The organism is uncultured Streptococcus sp. (assembly GCF_905372115.1).
Lineage (GTDB): Bacteria > Bacillota > Bacilli > Lactobacillales > Streptococcaceae > Streptococcus.
The window spans coordinates 30,855-55,863 of the sequence record NZ_CAJPNR010000010.1 but is presented as its reverse complement, the minus strand read 5'-3'; the positions used below and the strand labels follow the sequence as shown (position 1 = coordinate 55,863).

The window sequence follows — 25,009 nt, the reverse complement described above, 5'->3', positions numbered from 1 at the left end:
TTTTTAGGCTGTTGATAGAAAGTTACGATAGTAACTTAACGTTTTGAAAAGGTCCTGCGGGCCTTTTTAAGTTGCAGATAAAGAAAACAAAGTTTTCGTCAAGATGCTCGGTGGATTGTTTCAGGTTGCAAATGGGAACTCGAGAGAGCGAGTTTTCTTCAAAATGTCTGGGAGACATTTTTAGGTTGTGGATAGAAAGTTACGATAGTAACGTAACGTTTTGAAAAGGTCCATTGGACCTTTTTAAGTTGCAGATAAAAAAAACAAGTTTTTCGTCAAAATCCGGTGGATTGTTTCAGATTGCAGATGGGAACTCGCAGCAGCGAGTTTTCGATCGTTAAGGTCCGCAAGACATTTTTCTTCTCTTAGATGCTTAACATAGTATAGCTAGCCATTGTCTATCTTCAATTTTTCCAATCGCGGGATTTTTCTAAATTTTGAAAACTTAGGCAAAGGACTTGGAAGCGTTTGAAATCAGCTTCAAAATAAAGTATAATAAGTATAAGAATTATGGATAGGAAGTAGAGGGGACTTTTATGGCAGTTAAAGATTTTATGACGCGTAAGGTGGTTTATATCAGCCCAAATACAACGATTGCTCATGCGGCAGATATGATGCGTGAGCAGAAACTCCACCGTCTGCCGGTGATTGAGAATGACCAACTAGTGGGACTGGTGACAGAAGGAACGATTGCAGAAGCTAGTCCATCTAAGGCAACGAGTCTGTCCATTTATGAGATGAACTATCTTCTCAACAAAACCAAGGTTGGTGATGTTATGATTCGTGATGTGGTTACGATCTCTCAGTTTGCCAGTCTGGAAGATGCGACCTATCTGATGCTGAAAAATAAGATTGGTATCCTGCCTGTCGTGGACAATGAGCAACTTTACGGGGTTATTACTGACCGTGATATTTTCAAAGCTTTCTTAGAAGTGTCTGGCTATGGTGAAGAGGGAGTCCGTCTGCGCTTTGTCACTGAGAATAAGGTGGGGGTTCTTGAGCAGATTATCCGTCTTCTGGTGGAAGAAAATCTCAACATCTCCAATACCGTCAATATCCCACGCAAGGATGGCAAAGTCGTCATTGAAGTACAATTAGCTGGTAATATAGATACAGCCCTTCTCAAGAAAAAATTTGAAGAGCATGCGATTGAACTGGCTGAGATTACGCATACTTCAGCAAAAGCTTTATAAGTAATAAAAAAAGCCTCATCATTGGATGAGGTTTTTAACGTACAATAGGTTGTTTGTTGGCATCTAAAGTGAAGCCTTCGCCCAAGATCTCATGGGCTTCGGTAATAGTAGTAAAGGCAAATGGATCGACTTGGTTAATGAGTTTCTTCATTTGCTGCATTTCGTTACGGGAAACAACACAGTAGACAATCTGGAGATCCTGCTTGCTATAGAAGCCTTGCCCCTTGAGGTAGGTCACTCCACGATCTAGCTTGTTATTGATAGCTTCAGCCAGTTCTGCCGGTTTGCTGGTAACGATAAGGAATCCCTTGCCGGCAAAGCCTCCTTCTGCAATCAGGTCAATGACGCGCGAGGTGATAAAGACAAACATCAGGGTATAAGACACCATGCGTAGGTCTTTGAAAACAAGGAGAACCAAGGTAATGACCACAAAATCAACAGTCAGCATGAGTTTGCCCATGGAAATGCTAGTGTATTTATTAAAGATACGGGCTACAATGTCAGTACCGCCCGTCGTTCCGCCAGCATTGAAGATGATGCCTAGTCCAATCCCCATAACAATCCCCGTTCCAAGACAGGCTAGTAAGACATCACCGTCCAGAGCTGAGATAAAATAGTCTTGCAGGTGTTTGGAGGCCGGTAGGATTTCAAAAATCTTGAGCCAAGCAGACACAGAGAAAGTCCCTAGAATGCTGAGGTAGAGGGTTCTCGAACCCAGTAGCTTCCATGCAATAATAAAGAGAGGAATGTTAATCACTAGGTTGGTTGTCGAGACAGGGATTTTAAATAGATAGTAGGTAATCAAGGTCAGACCCGTTGCTCCGCCCTCATACAAATGAAAGGGAATGACCAAATAATGAATCCCAAAAGAAAAAATTCCAGCCCCAAAAATGATGGCCAGTACGTTTTTTAATTTAAACATAAGATCCTCCTAAATCTATTTCCAGAAATTTCTTCTGAATATATTTTACCAAAAATTTAGCCTTTGTAAAACACTTTGAAAAAATTTTTAAAGTCTTTTCTTATGATGGGCTTTTAGCTTTTTTTTTGGTAAAATAAACAATAGATAAAAAAGAGTGGGATGAAAATAATGAGTTGACAGAATCGGCTCTTATCAGGCTGCTCAGTAATGTGGACGAACTCTGAAAAGTAGCTTATATCAAGTTTTAGAGCAATTCGCATCTGCATTTTCTTATAAAGATTAAGAAATTAGAAGTTAGAGATTAAAGGTAAAGATGAAAAATGGTATTTTGATTTCGCTGGAAGGTCCGGAAGGGGCTGGAAAGTCGAGTGTGTTGGAAGCCTTGCTTCCTTTTTTGAAAAATTATGGCACTGGACTGATTACGACACGGGAGCCAGGCGGCGTCCAGATTGCTGAGGCTATTCGCGAAGTGATTTTGAAACCTAGTCATACGGCTATGGATGCTAAGACAGAACTCTTGTTGTACATTGCTAGTCGCCGCCAGCACTTGGCTGAGCGGGTTTTGCCAGCTTTGGCCCAAGGGAAGATTGTCTTGATGGACCGTTTTATCGATAGCTCAGTGGCCTATCAGGGCTACGGCCGTGGTCTGGATGTAGCGGACATTGAATGGCTCAATCAGTTCGCGATAGATGGACTCAAACCTGATTTGACACTCTATTTTGATATTGATGTGGAAGAAGGGCTGGCGCGGATTGCTAAGAGTGAAAGCCGAGAGGTGAATCGGCTTGATCTGGAAGGTTTGGACTTGCATCAGCGGGTTCGGCAGGGCTATTTGGCGATTCTTGACAAGGAGCCTGAGCGCTTTGTCAAGGTGGATGCCAGTCAACCTCTGGATAAGGTGGTGGCCGATAGTTTGGCCATCATTCAGGAACGATTTGGGAATCTGTCATGAAGATAAAAGATTTACAGCAAAGCCAGCCCAGCTTGTTTGAGCAGTTTCAGCATATTTTGGAACAGGGGCGGCTTAGTCATGCCTACTTGTTTACCGGAGCTTTTGGCAGTTTTGAAATGGCCCAAATCCTGTCCCAGAGTCTCTTTTGCGAGAATAAGCAAGGCGTCTGGCCTTGTCAGTCTTGTCGTTCTTGTCGTTTGATTGCAGCAGAAGATTTTTCTGATGTAACTGTGGTGCGACCGGTTAATAACATTATTAAAACAGACCGAGTTCGGGAGTTGGTCCGAAACTTCTCTCAAAGTGGCTTAGAAGGCAGTCGGCAGGTTTTCATTATCTGCGATGCGGATCGGATGCACATCAATGCAGCCAATTCCTTGCTCAAAGTCATTGAGGAACCACAGAGCGAGATTTATATCTTTCTTCTGACTGCTGATGAACAGCTGATTCTGCCGACGATTCGAAGTCGGACTCAGGTTTATCATTTCTTGAAAAATACAGCTGCTCTGCAGCACAGTTTGGAACAGGATGGCTTGATTAAAAGTCGAGCGGAGCTACTAGCTGCTTATAGTCAGACTCAGTCAGAAGCGGATAGCTTGGCTCATAATAATGCCTTTTTTGAATTAGTCAGCGAATGCGAGCGCTTTGTCAAGGATTTTCAAACTCGTCCAAGTCAGGCATTTCTGCAGGTTTCGCGTCTGGCAAAGCTGGCTGATGATAAGGAGAAGCAGGAACAGGTCTTCAAGCTCTTGGAAGTATTATTTTATAAAGAGATAGCAACAGAGAGCGGTCGACAGGCCTTGGAGCAGCTTTTGCTGGCTCGGAAGATGTGGCGGGCCAATGTATCTTTTCAAAACGCTTTAGAATATATGACTTTGAAGGGAAAGTAAAAAGAGGCAGCACAGGAGTATAAAATGGATAAAAAAGACTTATTTGACGCCTTGGATGATTTTTCACAGACGCTTTTAGTGACACTTGCTGAGGTGGAGGCTGTCAAGAAAAATCTCAAGAGTGTGGTAGAGGAAAATATTGCTCTGCATCTAGAAAATGACAAGCTGAGGGAGCGCTTGGGAGAGGTGGAGAAGGAAGCTCCGACCAAGACCAAGAAAAACCGGGATAATTTGCGCAAGCTTTATTATGACGGCTTTCATGTCTGTACGGATTTCTATGGCCAGCGCCGAGAGAATGACGCAGAGTGCATGTTCTGCGATGAATTGTTATTTAGGGAGTAGTGATGCAGGTTCAAAAAAGTTTTAAGGGCGAAACTTCCTTCGGCAAGCTCTATCTGGTCGCGACTCCTATCGGTAATCTGGATGATATGAGCATCCGTATGATCAATACCTTGAAAGAGGTTGACAGGATTGCGGCTGAAGATACGAGAAATACGGGCCTTCTGCTCAAGCATTTTGGGATTGAGACTAAGCAGATCAGTTTTCATGAGCACAATGCCAAGGAGAAAATTCCAGTTCTCTTGGACATGCTTCAAAGTGGAAATGATATAGCTCAGGTTTCGGATGCTGGTCTGCCCAGTATTTCTGATCCCGGACATGATTTGGTTCAGGCAGCGCTAGAAGCTGGAATTACTGTAGTGCCAATTCCTGGTCCTAGTGCTGGAATAACAGCCTTGATTGCCAGCGGACTGGCTCCCCAACCGCATATTTTCTATGGCTTTCTGCCTAGAAAGGCTGGCCAGCAGAAGGAATTTTTCACTAGCAAAAAATCCTATCCTGAGACTCAGATTTTCTACGAATCCCCTCATCGGGTTCGGGCGACGCTGGAAAATATGCTGGCGGTTTATGGTGACCGCCAAGTCGTCTTGGTGCGCGAGCTGACTAAGATTCACGAGGAGTATCAGCGAGGGCTGATTTCAGACTTGTTGGCTTATACGGCTGAACATCCGCCTAAAGGAGAGTGTCTCTTGATTGTAGCTGGGGCGGTAGAAGATGCTCAACAAGAAATATCTCAAGAGCAGATCCTCGCTGAAATTGATCTCTTAGTTAAAGCCGGCAGCAAAAAAAATCAAGCCATCAAGAACGTGGCCAAAAAATACGGCAGGAACAAGAGCGAGCTCTATGCGGTTTATCATGAAAATAAGGATTGATAGAAGCTCAGAAATTTCTCAATACAACCAGTTGTCTCTTTTAGAATTGGAAAAAGCGTAACTCAGCTTTTTAGTAAGACTATTTAATCCTGACTTAAACTCAGGATTTTTTGTTATCTGGATTAGACAGTTGGTTTTGCTTATCTATATTTCAACAATGTTCGGGAATTGGCTAAAAAAGTGCTAGATTTCTGAAATAAAATAGATATTTTCTAAACTTTGTGATATGATATACAAAATAAATTTTGGAGGTAGGATATGACGATTTACAATTTTTCTGCTGGACCGGCAGTATTGCCCAAGGAAGTCTTGAAAAAAGCTCAGGCTGAGTTTTTAGACTATGCCAAAAGTGGCATGAGTGTGATGGAGCTGTCCCACCGATCCAAGGAATTTGACGATATTATAAAAGAAGCTGAGAGCTTGCTACGTGAGCTCATGGATATTCCAGACAATTACCGCGTGCTCTTCTTGCAGGGTGGAGCTTCTACTCAGTTTAGTATGATTCCCCTTAATCTAGCCCAAGGCGGCAAGGCCTATTACCTAGTGGCTGGATCTTGGGGAAAGAAAGCTTACACTGAAGCAGTCAAACTGTCTAAGTTTATTCCTTTTGAGCCTATTCTTTTGGCTTCGTCAGAGGATTTAAATTACACAGAAATTCCTTCTTTTGATGAAAAGGAGATTGATCCGCAGGCGGCTTATGTGCATCTGACAACCAATAATACTATCGAAGGAACGGCTATTTATGATCTTCCTGCAACAAATGGCGTACCGATTGTGGCGGACATGTCTTCTAATATACTTGCTGCTCAATACCGAGTAGAGGATTTTGGTTTGATTTATGCTGGGGCTCAGAAGAATATCGGACCTGCCGGAGTGACAGTTGTTATCATTCGAGAAGACTTGCTGGATGACGAACCAGTTCTATCTAGCATGTTGGATTACCGCATTCAGGCGGACAATGGCTCTCTTTACAATACACCGCCGACTTTCGCCATCTATATGGCCAAGCTGGTCTTTGAGTGGGTCAAGGAGCTGGGTGGCGTAGCAGAAATGGAAAAGCGCAATCGTGAAAAATCCGGCCTTTTGTACGACTTCATTGAGCAGTCTGATTTTTACCGTAGTCCAGTTCGTTACAAGGAGCAGCGCTCAGTAGCCAATATTCCCTTTGTGTCTCCTAGCCCAGAGCTGGATGCCAAGTTTAACAAAGAGGCTGCAGCAGCGGGATTCAAGAATATCAAGGGGCACCGCAGCGTAGGCGGCATGAGAGCTAGTCTCTACAATGCTTTTCCGCTTCAAGGTGTCAAGGACTTGATTGCCTTTATGCAGAAATTTGAAGAAGAAAATTCTTAAGAGAGGGAAACTATGGTCTTTAGTGTCAAAACCTTTAACAACATCAATCAAATCGGGCTTAAGGAGCTGGGCAATGCTTTTCAGATTGACGGAGACAAGTCTGACAATCCAGATGCTTATATCCTCCGTAGTCAAAACCTGCATGGACAGGAATTTCCAAGCAAGCTTAAAGCCATTGCGCGAGCAGGCGCAGGAACCAATAATATTCCTGTCGACCAGGCAACAGCTCAGGGAATTGTAGTCTTCAATACGCCAGGAGCTAATGCCAATGCGGTGAAAGAAGCGGTCTTGGCTTCCATTCTTCTGTCTGCCCGTGACTATATCGCAGCTAACAGTTGGGCTAAGGGCCTTTCTGGAGATGATGTTCCTAAGCAAGTGGAAGCTGGTAAGAAACAGTTTGCTGGGACAGAGATTTCAGACAAGACTTTGGGAGTCATTGGGTTAGGAGCTATCGGCGGCCGTATTGCCAACGATGCCTATCGTCTGGGGATGAACGTCCTGGGCTATGATCCTTATGTATCCATTGAAACAGCTTGGAATATCTCTAGTCATGTCAAACGGGTAGCGGATATTAAGGAAATCTTTGAAAAGAGTGATTATATCACTATCCATGTGCCCCTGACTGAGGATACACGTGCTACTTTTGATCAGGCTGCTTTTAATCTTATGCAAAAGGGAACGACTCTTATCAACTTTGCCCGTGGAGAGCTGGTGGACAATGCTGCCCTCTTTGATGCCTTAGAAGCTGGTGTAGTCAAGCGTTATATCACAGACTTTGGTGTAGAAGAGCTGCTCCGTCATCCGCAGATTACTGTCTTTCCTCATCTGGGCGGCTCGACCGAAGAAGCTGAGCTCAACTGTGCCATTATGGCTGGGAAAACTATCCGCCGCTTCATGGAAACGGGGGAGATTATCAACTCTGTGAATTTCCCTAATGTCCGTCAGGCCCTCTCAGCGCCTTATCGGATTACCCTGATTAACAAAAATGTACCGAATATTGTGGCTCGGATTTCAACAGCGGTCAGTGATTTGAATATCAATATTGATAATATCATCAATCGTTCCAAAGGCGATTATGCCTATACTTTGCTGGATCTGGATGAGTCGGACGAAAGCAAGATTCAGGAGCTGGTTGATAAATTTGAGAATAGCGACAATATTGTGCGCGTGCGTTTGATTAATAAATAACAGAAAAACAGACTGTACTTCCCTAGATGATAAGTCTGTACCAGCCGATGAGCCTTTCTCTTGTCGGCTTTTTCTAATGAGTCTCGGCTTGACAAGAAGGAGTTAGCTGGGCTATTATAGGGACGGAGGAAAAACAATGTTACAATTTATCGAATATCCAAAATGCTCTACCTGCCGCAAGGCCAAGGCTGAGCTCAATCAATTAGGAGTGGACTTTGAAGCGGTGGATATTGTCCAAAATACACCTAGCCGGGACCAGCTCCTAGACTGGATCCAGAACTCGGACTTTGAGCTCAAGGCCTTTTTCAATACTAGCGGTCTCAAATACCGTGAACTGGGTCTAAAAGAAAAAGTTCCGCATTTGTCAGCTCAGGAAGCTGCAGATTTACTGGCTACAGACGGCATGCTGATTAAGCGACCGCTCTTGGTGCGAGATAACCAAATCTTGCAGATTGGTTACCGAAAAGCATATCAAGAGTTGGGGTTGTGAAATATTAAGACCAGCTGCTTTCTCAATCATGATTTTTGGATGCTTCTTCCTTTCATGATATAATAAATCTATCTCAATCTTAGAAAGAAGAATCATGGTTTTATCAAAAAAACGGGCTCGTCATGTGATTGAAGAGATTATTGCTCTTTTCCCTGATGCTAAGCCCAGTCTAGATTTTCGCAATCACTTTGAGCTTTTGGTAGCGGTCATGCTGTCGGCTCAGACGACAGATGCTGCGGTCAATAAGGCGACGCCAGCTCTGTTTGAAGCCTATCCAAGTCCTCAAGACATGGCTGCGGCTGGTGAAGCAGACATTGCTAAATACATCTCCCGCCTAGGGCTCTATCGCAACAAGGCCAAGTTTTTGAAGAAATGTGCTCAGCAGCTTTTGGATGACTTTGACGGTCAAGTACCACAAACGCGGACAGAATTGGAAAGTCTAGCTGGTGTTGGTCGCAAAACGGCCAATGTAGTCATGAGTGTGGGCTTTGGTATTCCAGCCTTTGCTGTTGATACTCATGTGGAGCGCATTTGCAAGCACCATGATATCGTTAAAAAGTCGGCAACGCCACTGGAAGTAGAAAAGCGAGTTATGGATGTCCTTCCACCTGAACGTTGGCTGCCAGCCCATCAGGCCATGATTTACTTTGGACGGGCTATCTGCCATCCTAAAAATCCCGAGTGCGATCACTATCCGCAACTCTATAACTTTAAAGACATTTAAAAAGCGAGGTCTGATGACTTCGCTTTCTTATTCACTAAATCTTAAAAAATAACCATCTGGATCCAAAATCGCAAATTCATGGGGATAAATAAAGCTATCTCCTACTCGAAATTCTCTTTTTGTCAGGGGACGATGAATAGGATAGTCAGCTTCCAGCAGTTTTTGGTGGAGCTGAGGGACATCCTCAATGCCAAAGGAAATATTGACACCGCGCCCGAAAGGATAGGTCAGCTGAGCTAATTCTTCTGCGCTGCCTTCTTCTAGCATAAGTTGGCAGTCTTCAAGCGAGAGGAAGAGAAATTTCTCCTCTGGACGCTCGTATTCGACAGAGAATCCCAGCAAGTCGCAGTAGAAGTGGCGCGACTGTTTGATGTCAGATACTACAAATTCAGGAATGACAGCTTGATAGTCCATTCGTTTTCTCCTTAGAGTTCAATCTCCATGACAATGGGTGTGTGGTCTTGGCGCGCACCGGAGTCAATCATATCAGACTTGGTCACCTTGTCAGCCACTCGGTTGCTGGTCAGCCAGTAGTCGATTCTCCAGCCTGTATTGTTGATTTTAGAAGTCTTGCTGCGCTGCGCCCACCAGGTGTATTGGTTAGGAATATCGCCGTGTAGGTGGCGGAAGGTGTCGGTGAAGCCTTTAGCCAGCAAGTTGGTGAAGCCAGCACGTTCTTCGTCGGTAAAGCCTGGTGAACGGCGGTTGCTGGCTGGATTGGCCAAGTCAATTTCCTTGTGGGCCACATTGTAGTCGCCAGTAGCGAGGACTGGTTTTTGTCCATCTAGTGTTGCCAAGTATTCAGCATATTTGGTATCCCAGACTTGACGGTCATCCAAGCGTTTGAGGCCATCACCAGCATTAGGCGTATAAACTTGAGTGACGAAGAAGTCGTCAAATTCTAGCGTAATGATGCGACCTTCAACATCCATGGTTGACGGAGCGCCGATTTCTGGGAAAGTTACGGTTGGTGTCAGTTCTTTTTTGTAGAGGAACATGGTTCCTGCATAGCCCTTACGAGCAGGCTCTTGGGAGGAGCGCCAAGTGTTTTCATAGTTTGGAAAAAGATTTGTCAAGATTTCCAAGTGCTTTTTTGTCGGACCTGTCGCAGACAGTTTTGTTTCCTGAATGGCGATAATATCAGCATTTTCAGCTTGCAAGGTCTGAAGAACAGCCTGAGAAAGCTGAGCGCGGGCAGAATCACTGGTTAATGCAGCGTTGAGAGAGTCAATGTTCCAAGAGATGAGTTTCATAAAATTTCCTTTTCTAGTAAAATTTACTGAGTTTATTATAACAAAATTTAGGAATGATTTATAGCAAAGTGATTGTAAGAAAGCTTGAAAAATAATGAAAATTTTTCTATAATTATCCTAGAAAAATAGAGGGAAGAAACCATGAAATTCTATTCTTATGATTATGTTTTGAGTCAGATTAGCCAGCAAAACTGGGTGACAGTTGCACTTTCTGTCTTGCTTCTGCTTGTGACAGGATTTTTTGCTTTTAAGGCCTATCGCAATAAGCGCGATTCAAAATTTCGGGAACTAGCCATCATTTCTGTTTTGGCCTTGGTGGCTATGGTCTTGATTGGCATTAGCAATTTTCAGACTGACCAAGACTCTAATAACCAGTTTCAAACCTCTCTGCATTTTATTGAGGTTATTTCAGAAGACTTGGGTGTGGATAAGTCGGAGGTCTATGTCAATACTTCAGCCGCGACGGATGGAGCGATTTTGAAGGTCGGAAAGAACTTTTATCGGGCTATGAGTGGCAGTGAGCCGGATAAATATTTGCTTGAAAAAATTGACTTGCATAAGACAACAGATATCGAAATAATGGAGGTTGAAAAATGACATTAAATTTTCTTGAAGTCCTAATTAAACTAGCACTGGGTCTTTTCTCACTCGTTTTTGTTATCAATGTGACCGGAAAAGGCAATCTGGCGCCCAATTCAGCAATCGACCAGATTCAAAACTATGTCCTTGGTGGCATTATCGGTGGGGTGATTTATAATAGCTCCATTAACATTCTTCAATATGCTGTCATTCTTATCATGTGGACCATCTTGGTCTTGACCCTAAAGTGGCTCAATAACAATGTCCGTGCGGTTAAGCATTTGATTGATGGCAAGCCGACAACGTTGATTCAGCATGGGAAATTGATTCCCGAAGCCTGCCGTTCTGTTGGTCTTTCGGCAGCTGATGTAGCTTTGAAGCTGCGCAGCCAAGGCATTTTCCAGCTCAAGCAGGTCAAACGGGCGGTTATAGAACAAAACGGCCAGCTGATTATTGTACAGGCTGGTGAAGAGAATCCTAAATATCCGCTTATCACTGATGGTGTTGTCCAAATTGATATTTTAGAGTCTATTGACAAAACAGAAGACTGGCTGGTGGAGAGACTGGCTAAAGACGGATACACCGATATTTCTAATATCTTCATCGCTGAGTATGAAAGTGGTAATTTGAATGTTGTGACTTATTAGACCTAGAATATTTTCTAGGTTTTTTAATTGATTTTATTGTTAATGAATGTCTTTTCGCAAACTTAACAAAATATGATATAATGAAGTGCTATTAAAAAAGGTTTCATTAGCCTTGAAAGGATTAAAAAATGACTGAAAAACAATCGTTTTATATTACGACTCCCATTTATTACCCATCTGGTAAGCTCCATATCGGCTCTGCCTATACGACCATTGCTTGTGATGTTCTGGCTCGCTACAAGCGTCTCATGGGCTACGATGTTTTCTATCTGACTGGTCTTGACGAGCATGGACAGAAGATTCAGACCAAGGCAGAAGAGGCAGGAATTAGTCCTCAAGCTTATGTCGATGGTATGGCAGTTGGGGTCAAGGAACTCTGGAAGTTGTTGGATATTTCTTATGATAAATTTATTCGGACGACCGATGACTACCATGAAAAGGTTGTAGCTGATGTCTTTGAACGTCTCTTAGCTCAAGATGATATCTACTTGGGTGAATATTCAGGCTGGTATTCTGTATCTGATGAGGAATTCTTTACTGAAAGCCAGCTAGCAGAAGTCTTCCGTGATGAAAATGGAAAAGTAACCGGCGGAATTGCGCCATCTGGACATGAAGTGGAGTGGGTATCAGAAGAGTCTTACTTCCTGCGCCTTAGCAAGTACCAAGACCGCTTGGTAGAATTTTTCAAATCACATCCTGACTTTATCACGCCGGACGGACGTCTCAATGAAATGCTGAAAAACTTCATTGAGCCAGGTCTGGAAGACTTGGCCGTATCTCGGACGACCTTTACTTGGGGTGTGCCGGTGCCATCCAATCCTAAACACGTTGTCTATGTCTGGATTGATGCTCTGCTCAACTATGCGACTGCTCTTGGCTACGGTCAGGATGATCATGCTAACTACGATAAATTCTGGAATGGAACAGTCTTCCACATGGTGGGCAAGGACATTCTGCGTTTCCACTCTATCTACTGGCCAATCCTGCTCATGATGCTGGATATTAAGCTGCCCGACCGCTTGATTGCCCACGGTTGGTTTGTCATGAAGGATGGCAAGATGTCCAAGTCTAAGGGCAATGTGGTCTATCCTGAAATGCTGGTAGAACGCTATGGCTTGGATGCCCTGCGTTATTACCTCATGCGCAGTCTTCCGGTGGGATCTGATGGAACATTCACACCTGAGGACTATGTGGGTCGTATCAACTATGAGTTAGCTAATGACCTAGGCAACTTGCTCAACCGTACGGTTTCTATGATTAACAAGTACTTTGACGGTCAGGTGCCAGCCTATGAAGAAAATGTGACAGACTTTGACGGAGCTCTGGCTCAGGTGGCATCTGAATCCATCTCTGACTACTACAAACACATGGATGCAGTTGACTATCCACGTGCCCTGGAAGCAGTCTGGACGCTCATCTCCCGCACTAATAAATATATTGATGAAACAGCTCCCTGGGTTCTGGCTAAGGATGATTCCAAGGTCAAAGAACTGGCAGCAGTTATGAGCCATTTGGCAGCTAGCCTCCGTGTTGTTGCCCACATGATTGAGCCTTTCATGATGGAAACCAGCAAGGCTGTCCTTAGCCAACTTGGCTTGCCTCAAGCGGATTCACTGGAAAACCTAGCAATTGACCAGCTCCCAGCAGGTCTGACAGTTGTAGGGGAAGGAACACCAATCTTCCCGCGTCTGGATATGGAAGAAGAAATTGCCTATATCAAAGAACAAATGGAAGGCAACAAACCTACGGTTGAAAAAGAATGGAATCCAGAAGAAGTCGAGCTCAAACTCAACCGCAAGGAAATCAAATTTGATGATTTCGATAAGGTGGAAATTCGTGTCGCAGAAGTCAAAGAGGTTTCTAAAGTTGAAGGCTCGGATAAGCTTCTTCAGTTCCGCTTGGATGCAGGAGACGGTGAGGACCGCCAAATCCTCTCTGGTATTGCTAGATACTATCCAAACGAGCAAGAACTGGTCGGTAAGAAAGTCCAAATCGTAGCTAATCTCAAACCACGTAAGATGATGAAAAAATATGTTAGCCAAGGGATGATTCTATCAGCCGAGCACGGCGACCAACTTACTCTCCTTACTGTGGACGAAAATGTCCCAAATGGAAGTTTGATTGGATAACAATCTTTGATCGGTAGATGAAGTCAACAAAAACTTTCTTGACTTTATTCAATGACATTCCCCTAGCAAGAGGCTGCTGGGGGATTTTTGATGTAATATTCTCTTTGAAACCGCTTGACAAAAGGTATATATATTTATATAATTTTTATTGAAAAAGTTTTAGGAGTATATTATGAAAATAGTAAAAATTGCATCACTTGTTTTGTTGTTGCTTTTAATTGTCATTCTCTTTCCGCTGAATCCTTATTTAGCAGCTTTTCTAGCTATTATTAGCCTTGGAACAGCATTTTTGATTCGGAGGAAGTAGTATAATGAAAATAGTTAAGGATTTGATGAAAAAAGTTTTGGGGGCTAAAATTTACATATGGATTGTGGTAGCCGTTCTTGCTATCTTTTTTGTTGTTGCGAAAACTTATAATATCATTGGATTTTTCCAAGGTAAAAACGCTTCAGATGAACGAAGCCAAATCTATACGCAAATCACTCGCTTGGAGAAAGTCAACGAAAGTGTTTTTTTGGATGTTGGCATTCAAAAGGTTGAAGTGATTGAGAAAGATAAGAAAATACCTGGTACCAATTTCAGAATTCCATTGTCTGTTAAGAAAGCAATCATCATTCTTAACTATACAGCTAAATTTGGGATTAAAGAAGGAGTCAAGGTTAAGAAAATTGATGATCATGAATATGAGTTGACTATCCCTAAATATGAAGTTATAGGAGTTAAGGTTTCAGATGATCCCAAAGAGCGATACAAACTATATGACACGAGTGGTCAGCTGCTGAGTGGTGCAACAGAAAATATTGATACTGGAGAGCATGTTGCTAAATCTCTTAGCAATAAAGAACAGGAAGAATATCTTAAGCAATATAAAAATCTCATTACAGAATCCGCAGAACATTATTATAAAACTATTGTTACTAGTATTGACCCAGAAGCTAAAGTGACCTTTAAAAATGTAAATCAATAGGTATTAAAATTTCTTTATAGTGATACAGTTTGGCATATTGTGAAATATATCGTTCTATCAACTGGAGAAAGCATCTTGCACATCATTGCGAGGTGCTTTTTTATGTCCTATACCATATTGCAAACCCTCAATTTTGTTTAAAACAAACAAAAAATATGGAAAAAAACAGAAAAATGAGTTATAATAAACAAAACCAATGTGTAGAGAGGCTAAAGTATGGGAAAAAATCAGAGACAGGACGAAATAGTTAAGCTGGTGGATCGAGCTGGGACAGTGACGGTTGCTGAGATTGTAGAGAGTATGAAGGTTTCAGACATGACGGTTCGGCGGGACTTGATTGAGCTGGAAAGTAAAGGGCTGCTGACTCGTGTTCACGGTGGGGCTAAAAGTAATCAGCATCTCAAGTATAGAGAAATCCCTCATGAAGAGAAGCTTTATCAGAATATCGAGGCCAAGCGGACTGTGGCCAAGAAGGCTGTGGAGCTGATTGAAGATGGCGATACTATTTTTCTTGGACCGGGGACTTCTGTGGAAGTGCTGGCTGAGGAAATCAGCAATCAGCATCTGCGCGTGATTACCAACTGCCTTCCGATTTTTCACGATCTTTTGAAGAAGAAGTCGGATACTTTCAAAGTCTTTCTACTTGGTGGGGAGATGCGGGAAGCGACTCAAGCCTTTGTTGGTGAGATGACCAATGCCATCATGGACAAGATGTATTTTACCAAGATGTTTTTCAGTGGCAATGGTATCAAAAACGGGCAGATTATGACCTCTTCTTTTGAAGAGGCCTATACTCAGAAGCTAGCTTTGGAGCGCTCGACAGAGACATATCTACTGATTGATTCTTCTAAGATTGGCAAGGAAGATTTTACCTCTATCTGTCCTTTGTCGGAGATTACAGCTGTTATCACAGACCAGATGTCTGAAAATGCTCAGGAAGAACTGGAAGTCTATACCAAGATTATTTCCTAGTTTATTTTAAATGGATGAAAAAATTATCAAAAAGCTCTTTTTAGGGCTTTTTTGTTTATTTTAATCATCTTTAAAAAGATTTTGATTAAAATAAACAAAAATCTGTTGACAAATAACTTTTAAAGGAGTATAGTATGCTTATAGGAAACAGAAAGTGTTTTTTATAAACAATATTCTGTTCCAAAAATCAAATAAAGGAGAATGCTCATGGCAATTATTATTGGAGCAGATGCTGCTGGAAGCAAGCTGAAAGATGTGGTCAAGGATTTTCTCGTCGGAGAAAACTTTGAAGTGGTGGATGTGACGAAAGAAGGTCAGGATTTTGTTGATGTGACCCTTGCAGTTGCGGCTGAGGTGAATAAACAAGAGGAAAATCTTGGTATTGTCATTGATGCTTATGGAGCTGGTCCATTCATGGTAGCGACCAAAATCAAAGGCATGGTAGCAGCGGAAGTCTCAGATGAACGCTCTGCCTACATGACTCGCGGCCATAACAACTCTCGCATGATTACGATGGGAGCTGAAATCGTTGGTGAAGGGCTGGCTAAGAACATTGCCAAAGGCTTTGTCAATGGTAAATACGACGGCGGCCGTCACCAAATCCGAGTTGATATGCTCAACAAGATGTGCTAAGAAAAGGAGAAGTCAAATGAAAATTGCAATTGGATGTGACCATATCGTTACCAATGAAAAAATGGCAGTCTCAGATTTTCTAAAATCAAAAGGCTATGAAGTTCTTGATTTTGGTACTTATGACCATACACGTACTCACTACCCAATCTTTGGTAAAAAAGTAGGGGAGGCAGTCGTTAGTGGACAAGCTGATCTTGGTGTTTGTATCTGTGGTACTGGTGTCGGTATCAACAACGCTGTAAATAAAGTTCCTGGTGTTCGTTCAGCTTTGGTACGTGACATGACTTCAGCTCTCTATGCTAAGGAAGAACTCAACGCAAATGTTATTGGTTTTGGTGGAAAAATTACTGGTGAGCTCCTCATGTGTGATATCATTGAAGCTTTCATCCATGCGGAGTACAAGCCGACTGAAGAAAATAAAAAATTGATCGCAAAAATTGAGCACGTTGAGACTCACAATGCTCATCAAACAGATGCCAACTTCTTTACAGAATTTCTTGAAAAATGGGATCGTGGAGAGTACCACGACTAGTGAGGTAGCCAGATGATTCTTACAGTGACCATGAATCCTTCTATCGATATTTCCTATCCCTTAGAAGAATTGAAAATAGATACTGTTAATCGTGTTGCAGAAGTCAGTAAAACAGCAGGCGGAAAGGGTCTCAACGTAACCAGGGTCTTGGCAGAAATTGGAGACAATGTTGCTGCGACGGGCCTGATTGGTGGGACTAATGGAGAGTTCTTATTACAAAACCTTCATCCTAATGTTAGACAATGCTTTTATAACATTTCGGGAGATACGAGAAACTGTATTGCTATCTTACACGAGGGCAAGCAAACAGAAATCCTGGAAGCCGGTCCGACTATTACAGCAGATGAGGCAAGGGATTTCCAAGAGCATTTTCGGTCTTTGATGGCTGAGGCGGATGTTGTCAGTATCTCGGGCAGTTTGCCAGCGGGCCTGCCGACAGAATACTATATCCAGCTGATTGAACTGGCTAACCAAGCTGGCAATAAGGTGGTGTTGGATTGCTCTGGAGCAGTTCTGGAAGCTGTACTCAAATCAGATGTGAAGCCAACTGCCATCAAACCTAATAATGAGGAACTTTCTCAGTTATTGGGCCGCGATGTTTCCAAAGATTTGGATGAGTTAAAAGCTGTCCTTTCAGAACCGCTCTTTGATGGAATCGAGTGGATCATCGTATCACTCGGTGCAGATGGCGCTTTTGCAAAACACTGGGATACTTTCTATAAAGTAGATATTCCTAAAATCCAAGTGGTCAATCCAGTTGGCTCTGGGGACTCAACTGTTGCAGGGATTTCTTCGGCCTTGAGTCTTCGTTTAGATGATGCTTCCTTATTGAAGAAAGCAAACGTTCTCGGCATGCTCAATGCCCAAGAAAAAATGACCGGTCATGTCAACGTTGAAAACTACGACGGCCTATACAATCAAATTACAGTAAAAGAGGTATAAAGAATGGTATTAACAGAACAAAAACGCAAGTACATGGAAAAACTTTCTGATGAGAATGGCATCATTTCTGCTTTGGCATTTGACCAACGCGGTGCTTTGAAACGCCTCATGGCCCAACACCAGGAAGCAGAACCAACAGTAGCTCAAATGGAAGAACTGAAAGTTTTGGTTGCAGAAGAGCTGACTCCTTACGCTTCGTCTATGCTGTTGGATCCTGAGTATGGACTGCCTGCTACTAAGGCTCTGGACAAGAATGCTGGCTTGCTATTGGCCTATGAAAAGACAGGCTATGATACTTCTAGCACTAAGCGCCTGCCAGACTGTCTGGATGTTTGGTCTGCGAAACGCATCAAAGAACAAGGTGCGGATGCGGTTAAATTCCTCCTTTACTACGATGTAGACAGCTCTGAAGAACTCAACCAGCAAAAGCAGGCTTATATCGAGCGTGTAGGTTCTGAGTGTGTGGCAGAAGATATTCCTTTCTTCCTTGAAATCTTGGCTTACGATGAAAAGATTGCGGATGCTTCCAGCGCTGAATACGCGAAAGTGAAACCTCACAAGGTTATCGGTGCCATGAAGGTCTTCTCAGATCCACGTTTCAACATTGATGTCTTGAAAGTAGAAGTTCCAGTCAACGTTAAATACGTTGAAGGCTTTGGCGATGGTGAAGTGGTGCATACTAAAGAACAAGCTGCAGCCTTCTTCAAGGAACAAGATGAGTCGACTAACCTGCCATACATATACTTGAGTGCTGGTGTATCTGCGAAACTTTTCCAAGAAACACTTGTGTTCGCTCATGAGTCAGGTGCTAACTTCAACGGTGTTCTTTGCGGACGTGCGACTTGGGCTGGCAGTGTCAAAGACTACATTGAGCAAGGTGAAGAAGCAGCTCGCAAGTGGCTTCGTACAACAGGATTTGAAAATATTGATGAGCTCAACAAGGTTCTTCAAAAAACAGCTACTTCTTGGAAAGAAAGAGTCTAAAAATAGTTAAAAAATAAATAAAGTAAGGGTTTACATTCTGAGGCTGATATGCTATAATGAAACCAGAAATTGAATAGGGTGAGCGTTACTAAGTTGGATTAGGCGTGACCGCAAATAAATTGAGGGAAGATATAGCCTCGGTTTGTTTGTGGTCTTTTTGTTTTGCCAGAACCCTAGAAAATGAAGAGGAGGAGATATGTATCGAATCATACATCCTATGAACAACAATGTTGCTCTAGCCAAACATGAAAATGGTGAAGAGGTTGTTCTGATTGGCAGTGGCATAGCTTTTAATAAAAAGAAGGGTGACATCGTTCTGGAAAGTAAGATTGAGAAAATCTTTCGCCTAAGAACGGAAGAGTCTAAAGAAAACTTTGTGGCCTTGCTCAAAGATGTTCCACTGGACTTTATCACAGTGACCTATGATGTGATTGATACCCTTTCTAAGAAGTATAATTACCCTGTCCAGGACTATATCTATGTCACGCTGACGGATCACATCTACTGTTCATATCAGGCTCTGCAGCAGGGGCGGTACAAGGAGAGTGACCTGCCAGATGCTTCGGACAAATACCCTGTCCCTTATCAGATTGCCCAGGAAGCGGTAGCCATATACCGCGAGCGGTTGTTGGATAATTTCCCTAGCGACGAGGTCAATCGCATTGCATATCACTTTATCAATGCTGAAGGGGAGACCAATCCCGAGGGGCAAAGTCACTTGGGCAAGCGAAAAGATATTCTGGCTGCAGTTGAAGCAGAGCTGAAGAAAAATGGCATTAAAAGAAGTGCAGAAAACAGCAACTTTTATGACCGTTTTATGATTCACCTGAACTACTTTTTAGACTATCTGGACAGAAGCCGTGATGACAATGTTTCCCTGCTGGAAATGGAAAGTCAGATCCAGATGACCTACCCTCAAGCCTATCAGGTCGGAAGCGATATTTACCACATCATTGCCCAGAAGACGGGAATTGATCTCTACCACAGCGAACGGGTCTACCTGGTTCTGCATATTCAACGCCTTTTATAAATAGAAAACAATAATAATATTTTACATAAGAATACAAGGAGGAACTCTCATGAATAGAGAAGAAGTAACATTGCTCGGTTTTGAAATTGTGGCCTACGCTGGTGACGCTCGATCCAAGCTCCTGGAAGCTTTGAAAGCCGCAGAGGCTGGGGATTTTGCCAAGGCAGATGCCTTGGTAGAAGAAGCAAATGGCTGCATCGCTGAAGCACACCATGCTCAGACCAGTCTCTTGACAAAAGAAGCTGCTGGTGAGGACTTGGCTTACAGCGTGACCATGATGCACGGCCAAGATCATCTAATGACTACCATCTTGCTCAAAGACGTGATGCACCATTTGATTGAACTATACAAAAGAGGAGTAAAATAATGAACAAACTCATCGGACTTATTGAGAAAGGGAAGCCTTTCTTTGAGAAGATTTCTCGGAATATCTATCTCCGTGCTATTCGGGATGGCTTTATCGCTGGTATGCCAGTCATCCTTTTCTCATCTATCTTTATCTTGATTGCCTATGTGCCAAATGCTTGGGGCTTCCACTGGTCAAAGGACATTGAAACTTTCCTAATGACCCCTTATAGCTATTCGATGGGGATTCTGGCTTTCTTTGTGGGTGGGACCACTGCTAAGGCGCTGACAGACTCTGTCAATCGCGACCTGCCTGCGACAAACCAGATTAACTTCTTGTCTACTATGCTGGCTTCTATGGTCGGCTTCCTCCTCATGGCGGCTGAACCTGCCAAGGAAGGTGGCTTCCTGACTGCCTTTATGGGAACCAAAGGTCTTTTGACAGCCTTCATCGCAGCCTTCGTTACGGTTAATGTCTACAAGGTTTGTGTGAAAAATAATATCACCATTCGCATGCCAGAAGAAGTTCCACCAAATATTTCTCAAGTATTTAAAGACTTGATTCCATTTACTGTCTCAGTCGTTCTGCTCTACGGTTTGGAACTGCTTGTTAAAGCAAGTCTGGGAGTAACTGTTGCTGAATCCATCGGAACACTTCTCGCTCCGCTTTTCTCAGCGGCAGATGGCTATCTGGGAATCACACTTATCTTTGGTGCTTATGCTTTCTTCTGGTTTGTGGGAATTCACGGTCCATCTATCGTTGAGCCTGCCATTGCTGCCATTACTTATGCCAATATCGATGCTAACTTGGCTCTGGTTCAAGCTGGTCAGCATGCGGATAAGGTCATCACTTCTGGTACTCAAATGTTCATCGTTACTATGGGTGGTACTGGTGCGACCTTGATTGTTCCATTCCTCTTCATGTGGATCTGTAAGTCCGAGCGTAACCGTGCAATTGGACGGGCATCTGTTGTCCCAACTTTCTTTGGTGTCAATGAGCCTATTCTCTTTGGTGCTCCAATCGTACTGAATCCTATTTTCTTCATTCCATTTATCTTTGCACCTATCGCAAACGTATGGATTTTCAAATTCTTTGTTGATACCTTAAACATGAACTCCTTCTCAGCCAACCTTCCTTGGGTAACACCTGGACCTCTGGGAATTGTGCTGGGTACGAACTTCCAGCTTCTGTCCTTTGTACTAGCAGCCCTCCTTGTCGTAGTAGATGTGATTATTTACTATCCATTCGTCAAGGTTTATGACGAACAAATCCTAGAAGAAGAACGTTCTGGTAAAGCTAACGATGCTCTGAAAGAAAAGGTAGCAGCTAACTTTAATACTGCTAAAGCGGAGGCTATCCTTGAAAAAGCAGGAGTGGACGAAGAAGCTCCAGCGCAAAACAATATTAGCGAAGAAACCAATGTTCTGGTGCTCTGTGCAGGTGGTGGTACTAGTGGATTGCTGGCCAACGCTTTGAATAAAGCAGCAGCTGAATACAATGTTCCTGTCAAAGCAGCAGCGGGTGGCTACGGTGCTCACCGTGAAATGCTGCCTGAGTTTGACCTGGTTATTCTGGCTCCTCAAGTTGCCTCCAACTTTGAAGACATGAAGGCGGAAACTGATAAATTGGGTATCAAGCTGGCTAAGACTGAAGGCGGCCAATACATCAAACTAACCCGTGATGGCAAAGGAGCGCTAGCCTTCGTTCAGGAGCAATTCAACAACTAAATCTGTTTATGTGAGATGAAGCAACTTGATAGAGTTTGGGACAAAAGTCCTAGCCTCTCAATTGTCTTTGGATTGTCGAGCAAGACGCAGTGGTTGAGTGGGCTCTACTACGCTGATTTCATCAGCTTTTACAGCCCTACTCAACTGTGCGGAGGTGGGACGACGAAATCGAATTCTAACGAATTACCGATTTCTGTCCCACTCTCCAAATGTTATTGAAAGGAAAATAAGATGACAAAAAGCTTACCTAAAGATTTTATTTTCGGTGGTGCCACAGCAGCCTATCAAGCTGAGGGAGCAACCCACACAGATGGAAAAGGACCTGTTGCCTGGGATAAATACCTAGAGGATAACTACTGGTACACGGCAGAACCTGCCAGTGACTTTTACCACAAATACCCTGTGGATCTGAAATTGGCTGAAGAGTATGGTGTCAATGGGATTCGGATTTCCATTGCTTGGTCACGGATTTTTCCGACAGGCTATGGCGAGGTCAATCCAAAAGGTGTGGAATTTTACCATAATCTTTTCGCAGAATGCCACAAGCGTCATGTAGAACCTTTTGTGACCCTTCACCACTTTGATACACCAGAGGCCCTTCATTCAAATGGCGATTTCCTCAATCGAGAAAATATTGAGCACTTTGTGGACTATGCGGCTTTCTGTTTTGAAGAATTTCCAGAAGTTCGCTATTGGACAACTTTCAACGAAATTGGTCCTATTGGTGATGGTCAGTACTTAGTTGGAAAATTCCCGCCGGGGATTCAGTATGACTTAGCCAAGGTTTTTCAATCCCATCACAACATGATGGTCTCCCATGCCCGCGCAGTTAAGCTTTATAAGGACAAGGGCTACAAGGGTGAAATCGGTGTCGTTCATGCCCTGCCGACAAAATACCCTTACGACCCAGAAAATCCAGCAGATGTCAGAGCAGCAGAGTTGGAAGATATTATTCATAACAAGTTTATCCTAGATGCGACTTATCTGGGGCACTATTCAGATGTAACTCTGGCAGGAGTGAATCATATCCTTAAGGTCAATGGTGGTCAGCTCGATCTGCGAGATGAAGACTTTGCGGCTTTAGAAGCAGCTAAAGACCTCAATGACTTCCTTGGCATCAACTACTATATGAGTGACTGGATGCGCGACTTTGACGGTGAAACAGAAATTATCCATAACGGTAAAGGCGAAAAGGGAAGCTCCAAGTACCAGATTAAGGGTGTAGGGCGCAGAGAATCTCCAACCCATATTCCGAAAACTGATTGGGATTGGATTATCTATCCGCAAGGCCTCTATGATCAGATCATGCGGATTAAGAAGGATTATCCAAACTACAAGAAGATTTATATCACAGAAAATGGTCTGGGTTATAAAGATGAATTTGTGGACAATACAGTTTACGACGATGCTAGGATTGATTACGTCAAGCAGCATCTGGAAGTCTTATCCGATGCGATTGCGGACGGGGCTAATGTCAAGGGCTACTTTATCTGGTCTCTGATGGATGTCTTTTCTTGGTCTAACGGTTATGAAAAGCGTTACGGCTTATTCTACGTAGACTTCGAAACGCAGGAACGCTATCCGAAGAAATCCGCTCACTGGTATAAGAAACTAGCCGAAACACAAATGATTGAATAGGCAAATAAAAACTCCCCTCCTAGCTGAATGGAATCGGCTAAGACGGGAGTTTTTTTATTCTTCATCATCTGTAAATTCTAGGATGTCTCCGGGCTGGCAATCAAGGGCTTGACAGATAGCATTGAGGGTGCTAAAGCGGATAGCCTTGGCCTTGCCCGTTTTGAGAATGGAAAGGTTGGCGTTGGTAATACCGATGATATCGGCCAGTTCACCTAGTTTCATCTTTTTCTTGGCCAGCTGGACATCAAGATTAACGATAATCATGATAGCAGCCTCCTAGATGGTAAATTCATTTTCTTCAGCTATATCAATCCCCTTTTCTAGAATTTTCATCATCAGCCAAATAATCAGAGCGCCCAAGAGAGGTGTAAAGCTCATACTGGCGTTAAAAGAGAAGGGGAGGGCAATGGGATTGCCTGATGCAGCAACCTTAACGGAAAGAAAGGTCAGAGCCAAAAAGACTTTCCATGCCTTATCAGCTAGTTGCGTGTTTGATGAATCAAAAATCTTTCCACCAATCAAATTTTTGATGAAATTACGAGCAAGATAGATGAGATAAATAGTCAAAGAAGCTGTGAGAAGATTTATAACAAAGGCTAAAATACTCCACAAATTTGAAAAATCAACCGAGGGCAGAAATTGAACATTGAGCTTTATTCCCAACCTGTCGGAAAGACCGGTGTAAGAAATCACACTTAGGATAGTAAGAAACACCAGAATAGCAGCATAACCCACTATGATAAGATTCAGTAGAGTAACGATATCTTTGAGCAAAGAGTTATTTTTTAATTCAATCTTTTTCATGATGCTTACCTCTATCGAAAATCAGCCGGCAGTAGATTTTCTTTTCCTTTTATTCTTATTATAATCTATTTTTTATTGTATTTCAAGAAAAATATATCGAAAAACGATAAAATATATACCCTTTTATCATAAAAGCCATTACTTGTTTCTTGTGCCATAAAGTTTTCAAATTAATTCAAGGAGGAAAAAATGGGAATTTTTGATTTCTTTAAAAAATAGTCGGATTTTTGACAGCACTTTATTTTTATTCTATAATAAATTTACTTTTTATTTAAGGAGACAAAAATGAAAAAAATTTTTTCAGCCAGCGTGGCTCTTTTAGCAGCAGTTACCTTAGCAGCATGTTCAAATAATCATTCATCCGTTACTTCTAAATCTTCAGAAAGCAAGGCTGCTTCTAGCTCAGTTAAGAAGTCTTCAAAATCAAGCAGTAAAGAAAGTAACTCAAGCAGCTCAAGTACTTCGTCAAGTGCTAATTTAGAAACGCCTGATTTTGTCTTGGTTACAGACGAAGAAATCGCTAATGCAACAACAATTGGTGATTTGAAAACCGTCTATAATAAGCTTGCGGATAATTACATCAAATATAGTGGAGAAATTAGAGAAAAACTCCCTGAGTCTGAAAGAACAGATTTTGACAAAGAAGCGGAAGCAAGTTTGAAAGCTTTTGAGGAATCCAAACAGACTCTTAGTGATCAATTATCTCAGTATGGTTCAGATGATTTAGAAGTTCCAGCAGAAGTACGGGATCCGTTCCTGCAAAACTTAAAAGAGAAACGTGATAAACTGGTAAATGTTTTGAAAATGTCTTATATTTTTGTTTCAAATATGCCTAAAAAACAGTAATATCAGCTATTGAAATTGATCCTTATTCTCTGGAGAAGATTCTTCCGAATCAGGCAGACCTC

General features: G+C 42.6%; 29 protein-coding genes. 24 read left to right on the top strand and 5 right to left on the bottom strand.

The genetic code is table 11. The features are described from left to right. Positions 1 to 536: 536 nt before the first annotated feature. A complete protein-coding gene (locus QZ169_RS04705) occupies positions 537 to 1,193 on the top strand; it encodes a CBS domain-containing protein (protein ID WP_002905931.1) in 657 nt (218 codons plus the stop codon). A gap of 34 nt (positions 1,194 to 1,227) precedes the next feature. Here QZ169_RS04705 and QZ169_RS04700 read toward each other — a convergent pair whose 3' ends face one another. Then, positions 1,228 to 2,115: a YitT family protein gene (locus tag QZ169_RS04700; RefSeq protein WP_295505125.1), complete on the bottom strand. Its 888-nt coding sequence runs from the start codon at positions 2,113 to 2,115 to the stop codon at positions 1,228 to 1,230. 313 nt (positions 2,116 to 2,428) lie between these two features. Here QZ169_RS04700 and tmk point away from each other — a divergent pair, with 313 nt between their 5' ends. The 8 genes from tmk to nth all read left to right on the top strand — a co-directional run bounded on the left by tmk (position 2,429) and on the right by nth (position 8,917). Continuing rightward, positions 2,429 to 3,067, top strand: coding sequence for a dTMP kinase (tmk, locus tag QZ169_RS04695; protein ID WP_295505124.1), 639 nt, complete (start codon positions 2,429 to 2,431; stop codon positions 3,065 to 3,067). Beyond that, positions 3,064 to 3,954, top strand: a complete 891-nt coding sequence (locus QZ169_RS04690) for a DNA polymerase III subunit delta' (protein WP_295505123.1) — start codon at positions 3,064 to 3,066, stop codon at positions 3,952 to 3,954. Before tmk ends, QZ169_RS04690 begins: the two co-directional genes overlap by 4 nt. 24 nt (positions 3,955 to 3,978) lie before the next feature. Continuing rightward, positions 3,979 to 4,296, top strand: coding sequence for a DNA replication initiation control protein YabA (yabA, locus tag QZ169_RS04685; protein ID WP_002894690.1), 318 nt, complete (start codon positions 3,979 to 3,981; stop codon positions 4,294 to 4,296). 2 nt (positions 4,297 to 4,298) lie between these two features. Then, positions 4,299 to 5,165 (top strand): 16S rRNA (cytidine(1402)-2'-O)-methyltransferase, encoded by an 867-nt coding sequence (gene rsmI / locus QZ169_RS04680; protein WP_295505122.1) that lies wholly within the window; start codon positions 4,299 to 4,301, stop codon positions 5,163 to 5,165. Between the two features lie 258 nt (positions 5,166 to 5,423). Then, positions 5,424 to 6,515, top strand: coding sequence for a 3-phosphoserine/phosphohydroxythreonine transaminase (gene serC, locus QZ169_RS04675; RefSeq protein ID WP_295505121.1), 1,092 nt, complete (start codon positions 5,424 to 5,426; stop codon positions 6,513 to 6,515). A gap of 12 nt (positions 6,516 to 6,527) precedes the next feature. Then, entirely contained in the window at positions 6,528 to 7,703 is a 1,176-nt protein-coding gene (locus QZ169_RS04670) for a 3-phosphoglycerate dehydrogenase family protein (protein ID WP_295505120.1), read from the top strand. Positions 7,704 to 7,839: 136 nt separating this feature from the next. After that, positions 7,840 to 8,193, top strand: coding sequence for an arsenate reductase family protein (locus QZ169_RS04665; protein ID WP_295505119.1), 354 nt, complete (start codon positions 7,840 to 7,842; stop codon positions 8,191 to 8,193). A gap of 94 nt (positions 8,194 to 8,287) precedes the next feature. Beyond that, positions 8,288 to 8,917, top strand: a complete 630-nt coding sequence (gene nth / locus QZ169_RS04660; protein ID WP_002897087.1) for an endonuclease III — start codon at positions 8,288 to 8,290, stop codon at positions 8,915 to 8,917. 27 nt (positions 8,918 to 8,944) lie between these two features. On the opposite strand, the gene QZ169_RS04655 is transcribed toward nth, so the two are convergent. Continuing rightward, the gene (locus tag QZ169_RS04655) at positions 8,945 to 9,331 is read right to left on the bottom strand and encodes a VOC family protein (RefSeq protein ID WP_295505118.1); all 387 of its coding nucleotides are present in this window, start codon (positions 9,329 to 9,331) and stop codon (positions 8,945 to 8,947) included. An 11-nt stretch (positions 9,332 to 9,342) separates the two neighbouring features. After that, the gene (locus QZ169_RS04650) at positions 9,343 to 10,170 is read right to left on the bottom strand and encodes an exodeoxyribonuclease III (protein WP_295505117.1); all 828 of its coding nucleotides are present in this window, start codon (positions 10,168 to 10,170) and stop codon (positions 9,343 to 9,345) included. Between the two features lie 141 nt (positions 10,171 to 10,311). Here QZ169_RS04650 and QZ169_RS04645 point away from each other — a divergent pair, with 141 nt between their 5' ends. The 14 genes from QZ169_RS04645 (at position 10,312) to lacG (ending at position 23,297) form a co-directional block, all read left to right on the top strand. Further along, positions 10,312 to 10,767, top strand: coding sequence for a DUF3290 family protein (locus QZ169_RS04645; RefSeq protein WP_295505116.1), 456 nt, complete (start codon positions 10,312 to 10,314; stop codon positions 10,765 to 10,767). After that, positions 10,764 to 11,396 carry a DUF421 domain-containing protein gene (locus QZ169_RS04640; RefSeq protein WP_295505115.1) on the top strand — a complete coding sequence of 211 codons (633 nt, stop codon included), beginning with the start codon at positions 10,764 to 10,766 and terminating at the stop codon, positions 11,394 to 11,396. Before QZ169_RS04645 ends, QZ169_RS04640 begins: the two co-directional genes overlap by 4 nt. A gap of 128 nt (positions 11,397 to 11,524) precedes the next feature. Continuing rightward, on the top strand, positions 11,525 to 13,525 hold the full coding sequence (gene metG, locus QZ169_RS04635; protein ID WP_295505114.1) for a methionine--tRNA ligase: 2,001 nt from the start codon (positions 11,525 to 11,527) through the stop codon (positions 13,523 to 13,525). A 172-nt stretch (positions 13,526 to 13,697) separates the two neighbouring features. Further along, on the top strand, positions 13,698 to 13,832 hold the full coding sequence (locus QZ169_RS04630; RefSeq protein ID WP_002903218.1) for a hypothetical protein: 135 nt from the start codon (positions 13,698 to 13,700) through the stop codon (positions 13,830 to 13,832). A 4-nt stretch (positions 13,833 to 13,836) separates the two neighbouring features. Then, on the top strand, positions 13,837 to 14,493 hold the full coding sequence (locus QZ169_RS04625; protein WP_295505113.1) for a DUF4230 domain-containing protein: 657 nt from the start codon (positions 13,837 to 13,839) through the stop codon (positions 14,491 to 14,493). Between the two features lie 216 nt (positions 14,494 to 14,709). Further along, positions 14,710 to 15,465: a DeoR/GlpR family DNA-binding transcription regulator gene (locus QZ169_RS04620; protein WP_295505112.1), complete on the top strand. Its 756-nt coding sequence runs from the start codon at positions 14,710 to 14,712 to the stop codon at positions 15,463 to 15,465. Between the two features lie 207 nt (positions 15,466 to 15,672). Continuing rightward, entirely contained in the window at positions 15,673 to 16,098 is a 426-nt protein-coding gene (lacA, locus tag QZ169_RS04615; protein WP_009659075.1) for a galactose-6-phosphate isomerase subunit LacA, read from the top strand. Between the two features lie 16 nt (positions 16,099 to 16,114). Next, positions 16,115 to 16,630 (top strand): galactose-6-phosphate isomerase subunit LacB, encoded by a 516-nt coding sequence (gene lacB, locus QZ169_RS04610; RefSeq protein WP_002894723.1) that lies wholly within the window; start codon positions 16,115 to 16,117, stop codon positions 16,628 to 16,630. A 12-nt stretch (positions 16,631 to 16,642) separates the two neighbouring features. Continuing rightward, positions 16,643 to 17,572: a tagatose-6-phosphate kinase gene (locus tag QZ169_RS04605; protein WP_295505111.1), complete on the top strand. Its 930-nt coding sequence runs from the start codon at positions 16,643 to 16,645 to the stop codon at positions 17,570 to 17,572. Positions 17,573 to 17,575: 3 nt separating this feature from the next. Then, the gene (gene lacD, locus QZ169_RS04600) at positions 17,576 to 18,556 is read left to right on the top strand and encodes a tagatose-bisphosphate aldolase (protein ID WP_295505110.1); all 981 of its coding nucleotides are present in this window, start codon (positions 17,576 to 17,578) and stop codon (positions 18,554 to 18,556) included. A 196-nt stretch (positions 18,557 to 18,752) separates the two neighbouring features. Continuing rightward, on the top strand, positions 18,753 to 19,586 hold the full coding sequence (locus tag QZ169_RS04595; RefSeq protein ID WP_295505108.1) for a PRD domain-containing protein: 834 nt from the start codon (positions 18,753 to 18,755) through the stop codon (positions 19,584 to 19,586). A 49-nt stretch (positions 19,587 to 19,635) separates the two neighbouring features. Continuing rightward, entirely contained in the window at positions 19,636 to 19,953 is a 318-nt protein-coding gene (locus QZ169_RS04590) for a PTS lactose/cellobiose transporter subunit IIA (RefSeq protein WP_295505107.1), read from the top strand. Then, positions 19,953 to 21,659, top strand: a complete 1,707-nt coding sequence (locus QZ169_RS04585) for a lactose-specific PTS transporter subunit EIIC (RefSeq protein ID WP_295505106.1) — start codon at positions 19,953 to 19,955, stop codon at positions 21,657 to 21,659. Before QZ169_RS04590 ends, QZ169_RS04585 begins: the two co-directional genes overlap by 1 nt. Before the next feature lie 231 nt (positions 21,660 to 21,890). After that, positions 21,891 to 23,297 carry a 6-phospho-beta-galactosidase gene (lacG, locus tag QZ169_RS04580; RefSeq protein ID WP_002899825.1) on the top strand — a complete coding sequence of 469 codons (1,407 nt, stop codon included), beginning with the start codon at positions 21,891 to 21,893 and terminating at the stop codon, positions 23,295 to 23,297. 54 nt (positions 23,298 to 23,351) lie between these two features. On the opposite strand, the gene QZ169_RS04575 is transcribed toward lacG, so the two are convergent. Both QZ169_RS04575 and QZ169_RS04570 read right to left on the bottom strand, forming a co-directional pair. Further along, positions 23,352 to 23,561 carry a helix-turn-helix transcriptional regulator gene (locus QZ169_RS04575; RefSeq protein ID WP_002894739.1) on the bottom strand — a complete coding sequence of 70 codons (210 nt, stop codon included), beginning with the start codon at positions 23,559 to 23,561 and terminating at the stop codon, positions 23,352 to 23,354. Between the two features lie 12 nt (positions 23,562 to 23,573). Continuing rightward, the gene (locus QZ169_RS04570; RefSeq protein ID WP_295505105.1) at positions 23,574 to 24,101 is read right to left on the bottom strand and encodes a DUF2975 domain-containing protein; all 528 of its coding nucleotides are present in this window, start codon (positions 24,099 to 24,101) and stop codon (positions 23,574 to 23,576) included. A 285-nt stretch (positions 24,102 to 24,386) separates the two neighbouring features. Between QZ169_RS04570 and QZ169_RS04565 the strand changes: the two genes are divergently transcribed. Beyond that, positions 24,387 to 24,947, top strand: coding sequence for a hypothetical protein (locus tag QZ169_RS04565; protein WP_295505104.1), 561 nt, complete (start codon positions 24,387 to 24,389; stop codon positions 24,945 to 24,947). Positions 24,948 to 25,009: the final 62 nt, after the last annotated feature.

Excerpts from the sequence above, each read along its gene's own strand:
- QZ169_RS04705 (WP_002905931.1), top strand. The coding sequence starts at position 537 with ATGGCAGTTAAAGATTTTATGACGCGTAAGGTGGTTTATATCAGCCCA.
- QZ169_RS04700 (WP_295505125.1), bottom strand. The coding sequence starts at position 2,115 with ATGTTTAAATTAAAAAACGTACTGGCCATCATTTTTGGGGCTGGAATT.
- tmk (WP_295505124.1), top strand. The coding sequence starts at position 2,429 with ATGAAAAATGGTATTTTGATTTCGCTGGAAGGTCCGGAAGGGGCTGGA.
- QZ169_RS04690 (WP_295505123.1), top strand. The coding sequence starts at position 3,064 with ATGAAGATAAAAGATTTACAGCAAAGCCAGCCCAGCTTGTTTGAGCAG.
- yabA (WP_002894690.1), top strand. The coding sequence starts at position 3,979 with ATGGATAAAAAAGACTTATTTGACGCCTTGGATGATTTTTCACAGACG.
- rsmI (WP_295505122.1), top strand. The coding sequence starts at position 4,299 with ATGCAGGTTCAAAAAAGTTTTAAGGGCGAAACTTCCTTCGGCAAGCTC.
- serC (WP_295505121.1), top strand. The coding sequence starts at position 5,424 with ATGACGATTTACAATTTTTCTGCTGGACCGGCAGTATTGCCCAAGGAA.
- QZ169_RS04670 (WP_295505120.1), top strand. The coding sequence starts at position 6,528 with ATGGTCTTTAGTGTCAAAACCTTTAACAACATCAATCAAATCGGGCTT.
- QZ169_RS04665 (WP_295505119.1), top strand. The coding sequence starts at position 7,840 with ATGTTACAATTTATCGAATATCCAAAATGCTCTACCTGCCGCAAGGCC.
- nth (WP_002897087.1), top strand. The coding sequence starts at position 8,288 with ATGGTTTTATCAAAAAAACGGGCTCGTCATGTGATTGAAGAGATTATT.
- QZ169_RS04655 (WP_295505118.1), bottom strand. The coding sequence starts at position 9,331 with ATGGACTATCAAGCTGTCATTCCTGAATTTGTAGTATCTGACATCAAA.
- QZ169_RS04650 (WP_295505117.1), bottom strand. The coding sequence starts at position 10,170 with ATGAAACTCATCTCTTGGAACATTGACTCTCTCAACGCTGCATTAACC.
- QZ169_RS04645 (WP_295505116.1), top strand. The coding sequence starts at position 10,312 with ATGAAATTCTATTCTTATGATTATGTTTTGAGTCAGATTAGCCAGCAA.
- QZ169_RS04640 (WP_295505115.1), top strand. The coding sequence starts at position 10,764 with ATGACATTAAATTTTCTTGAAGTCCTAATTAAACTAGCACTGGGTCTT.
- metG (WP_295505114.1), top strand. The coding sequence starts at position 11,525 with ATGACTGAAAAACAATCGTTTTATATTACGACTCCCATTTATTACCCA.
- QZ169_RS04630 (WP_002903218.1), top strand. The coding sequence starts at position 13,698 with ATGAAAATAGTAAAAATTGCATCACTTGTTTTGTTGTTGCTTTTAATT.
- QZ169_RS04625 (WP_295505113.1), top strand. The coding sequence starts at position 13,837 with ATGAAAATAGTTAAGGATTTGATGAAAAAAGTTTTGGGGGCTAAAATT.
- QZ169_RS04620 (WP_295505112.1), top strand. The coding sequence starts at position 14,710 with ATGGGAAAAAATCAGAGACAGGACGAAATAGTTAAGCTGGTGGATCGA.
- lacA (WP_009659075.1), top strand. The coding sequence starts at position 15,673 with ATGGCAATTATTATTGGAGCAGATGCTGCTGGAAGCAAGCTGAAAGAT.
- lacB (WP_002894723.1), top strand. The coding sequence starts at position 16,115 with ATGAAAATTGCAATTGGATGTGACCATATCGTTACCAATGAAAAAATG.
- QZ169_RS04605 (WP_295505111.1), top strand. The coding sequence starts at position 16,643 with ATGATTCTTACAGTGACCATGAATCCTTCTATCGATATTTCCTATCCC.
- lacD (WP_295505110.1), top strand. The coding sequence starts at position 17,576 with ATGGTATTAACAGAACAAAAACGCAAGTACATGGAAAAACTTTCTGAT.
- QZ169_RS04595 (WP_295505108.1), top strand. The coding sequence starts at position 18,753 with ATGTATCGAATCATACATCCTATGAACAACAATGTTGCTCTAGCCAAA.
- QZ169_RS04590 (WP_295505107.1), top strand. The coding sequence starts at position 19,636 with ATGAATAGAGAAGAAGTAACATTGCTCGGTTTTGAAATTGTGGCCTAC.
- QZ169_RS04585 (WP_295505106.1), top strand. The coding sequence starts at position 19,953 with ATGAACAAACTCATCGGACTTATTGAGAAAGGGAAGCCTTTCTTTGAG.
- lacG (WP_002899825.1), top strand. The coding sequence starts at position 21,891 with ATGACAAAAAGCTTACCTAAAGATTTTATTTTCGGTGGTGCCACAGCA.
- QZ169_RS04575 (WP_002894739.1), bottom strand. The coding sequence starts at position 23,561 with ATGATTATCGTTAATCTTGATGTCCAGCTGGCCAAGAAAAAGATGAAA.
- QZ169_RS04570 (WP_295505105.1), bottom strand. The coding sequence starts at position 24,101 with ATGAAAAAGATTGAATTAAAAAATAACTCTTTGCTCAAAGATATCGTT.
- QZ169_RS04565 (WP_295505104.1), top strand. The coding sequence starts at position 24,387 with ATGAAAAAAATTTTTTCAGCCAGCGTGGCTCTTTTAGCAGCAGTTACC.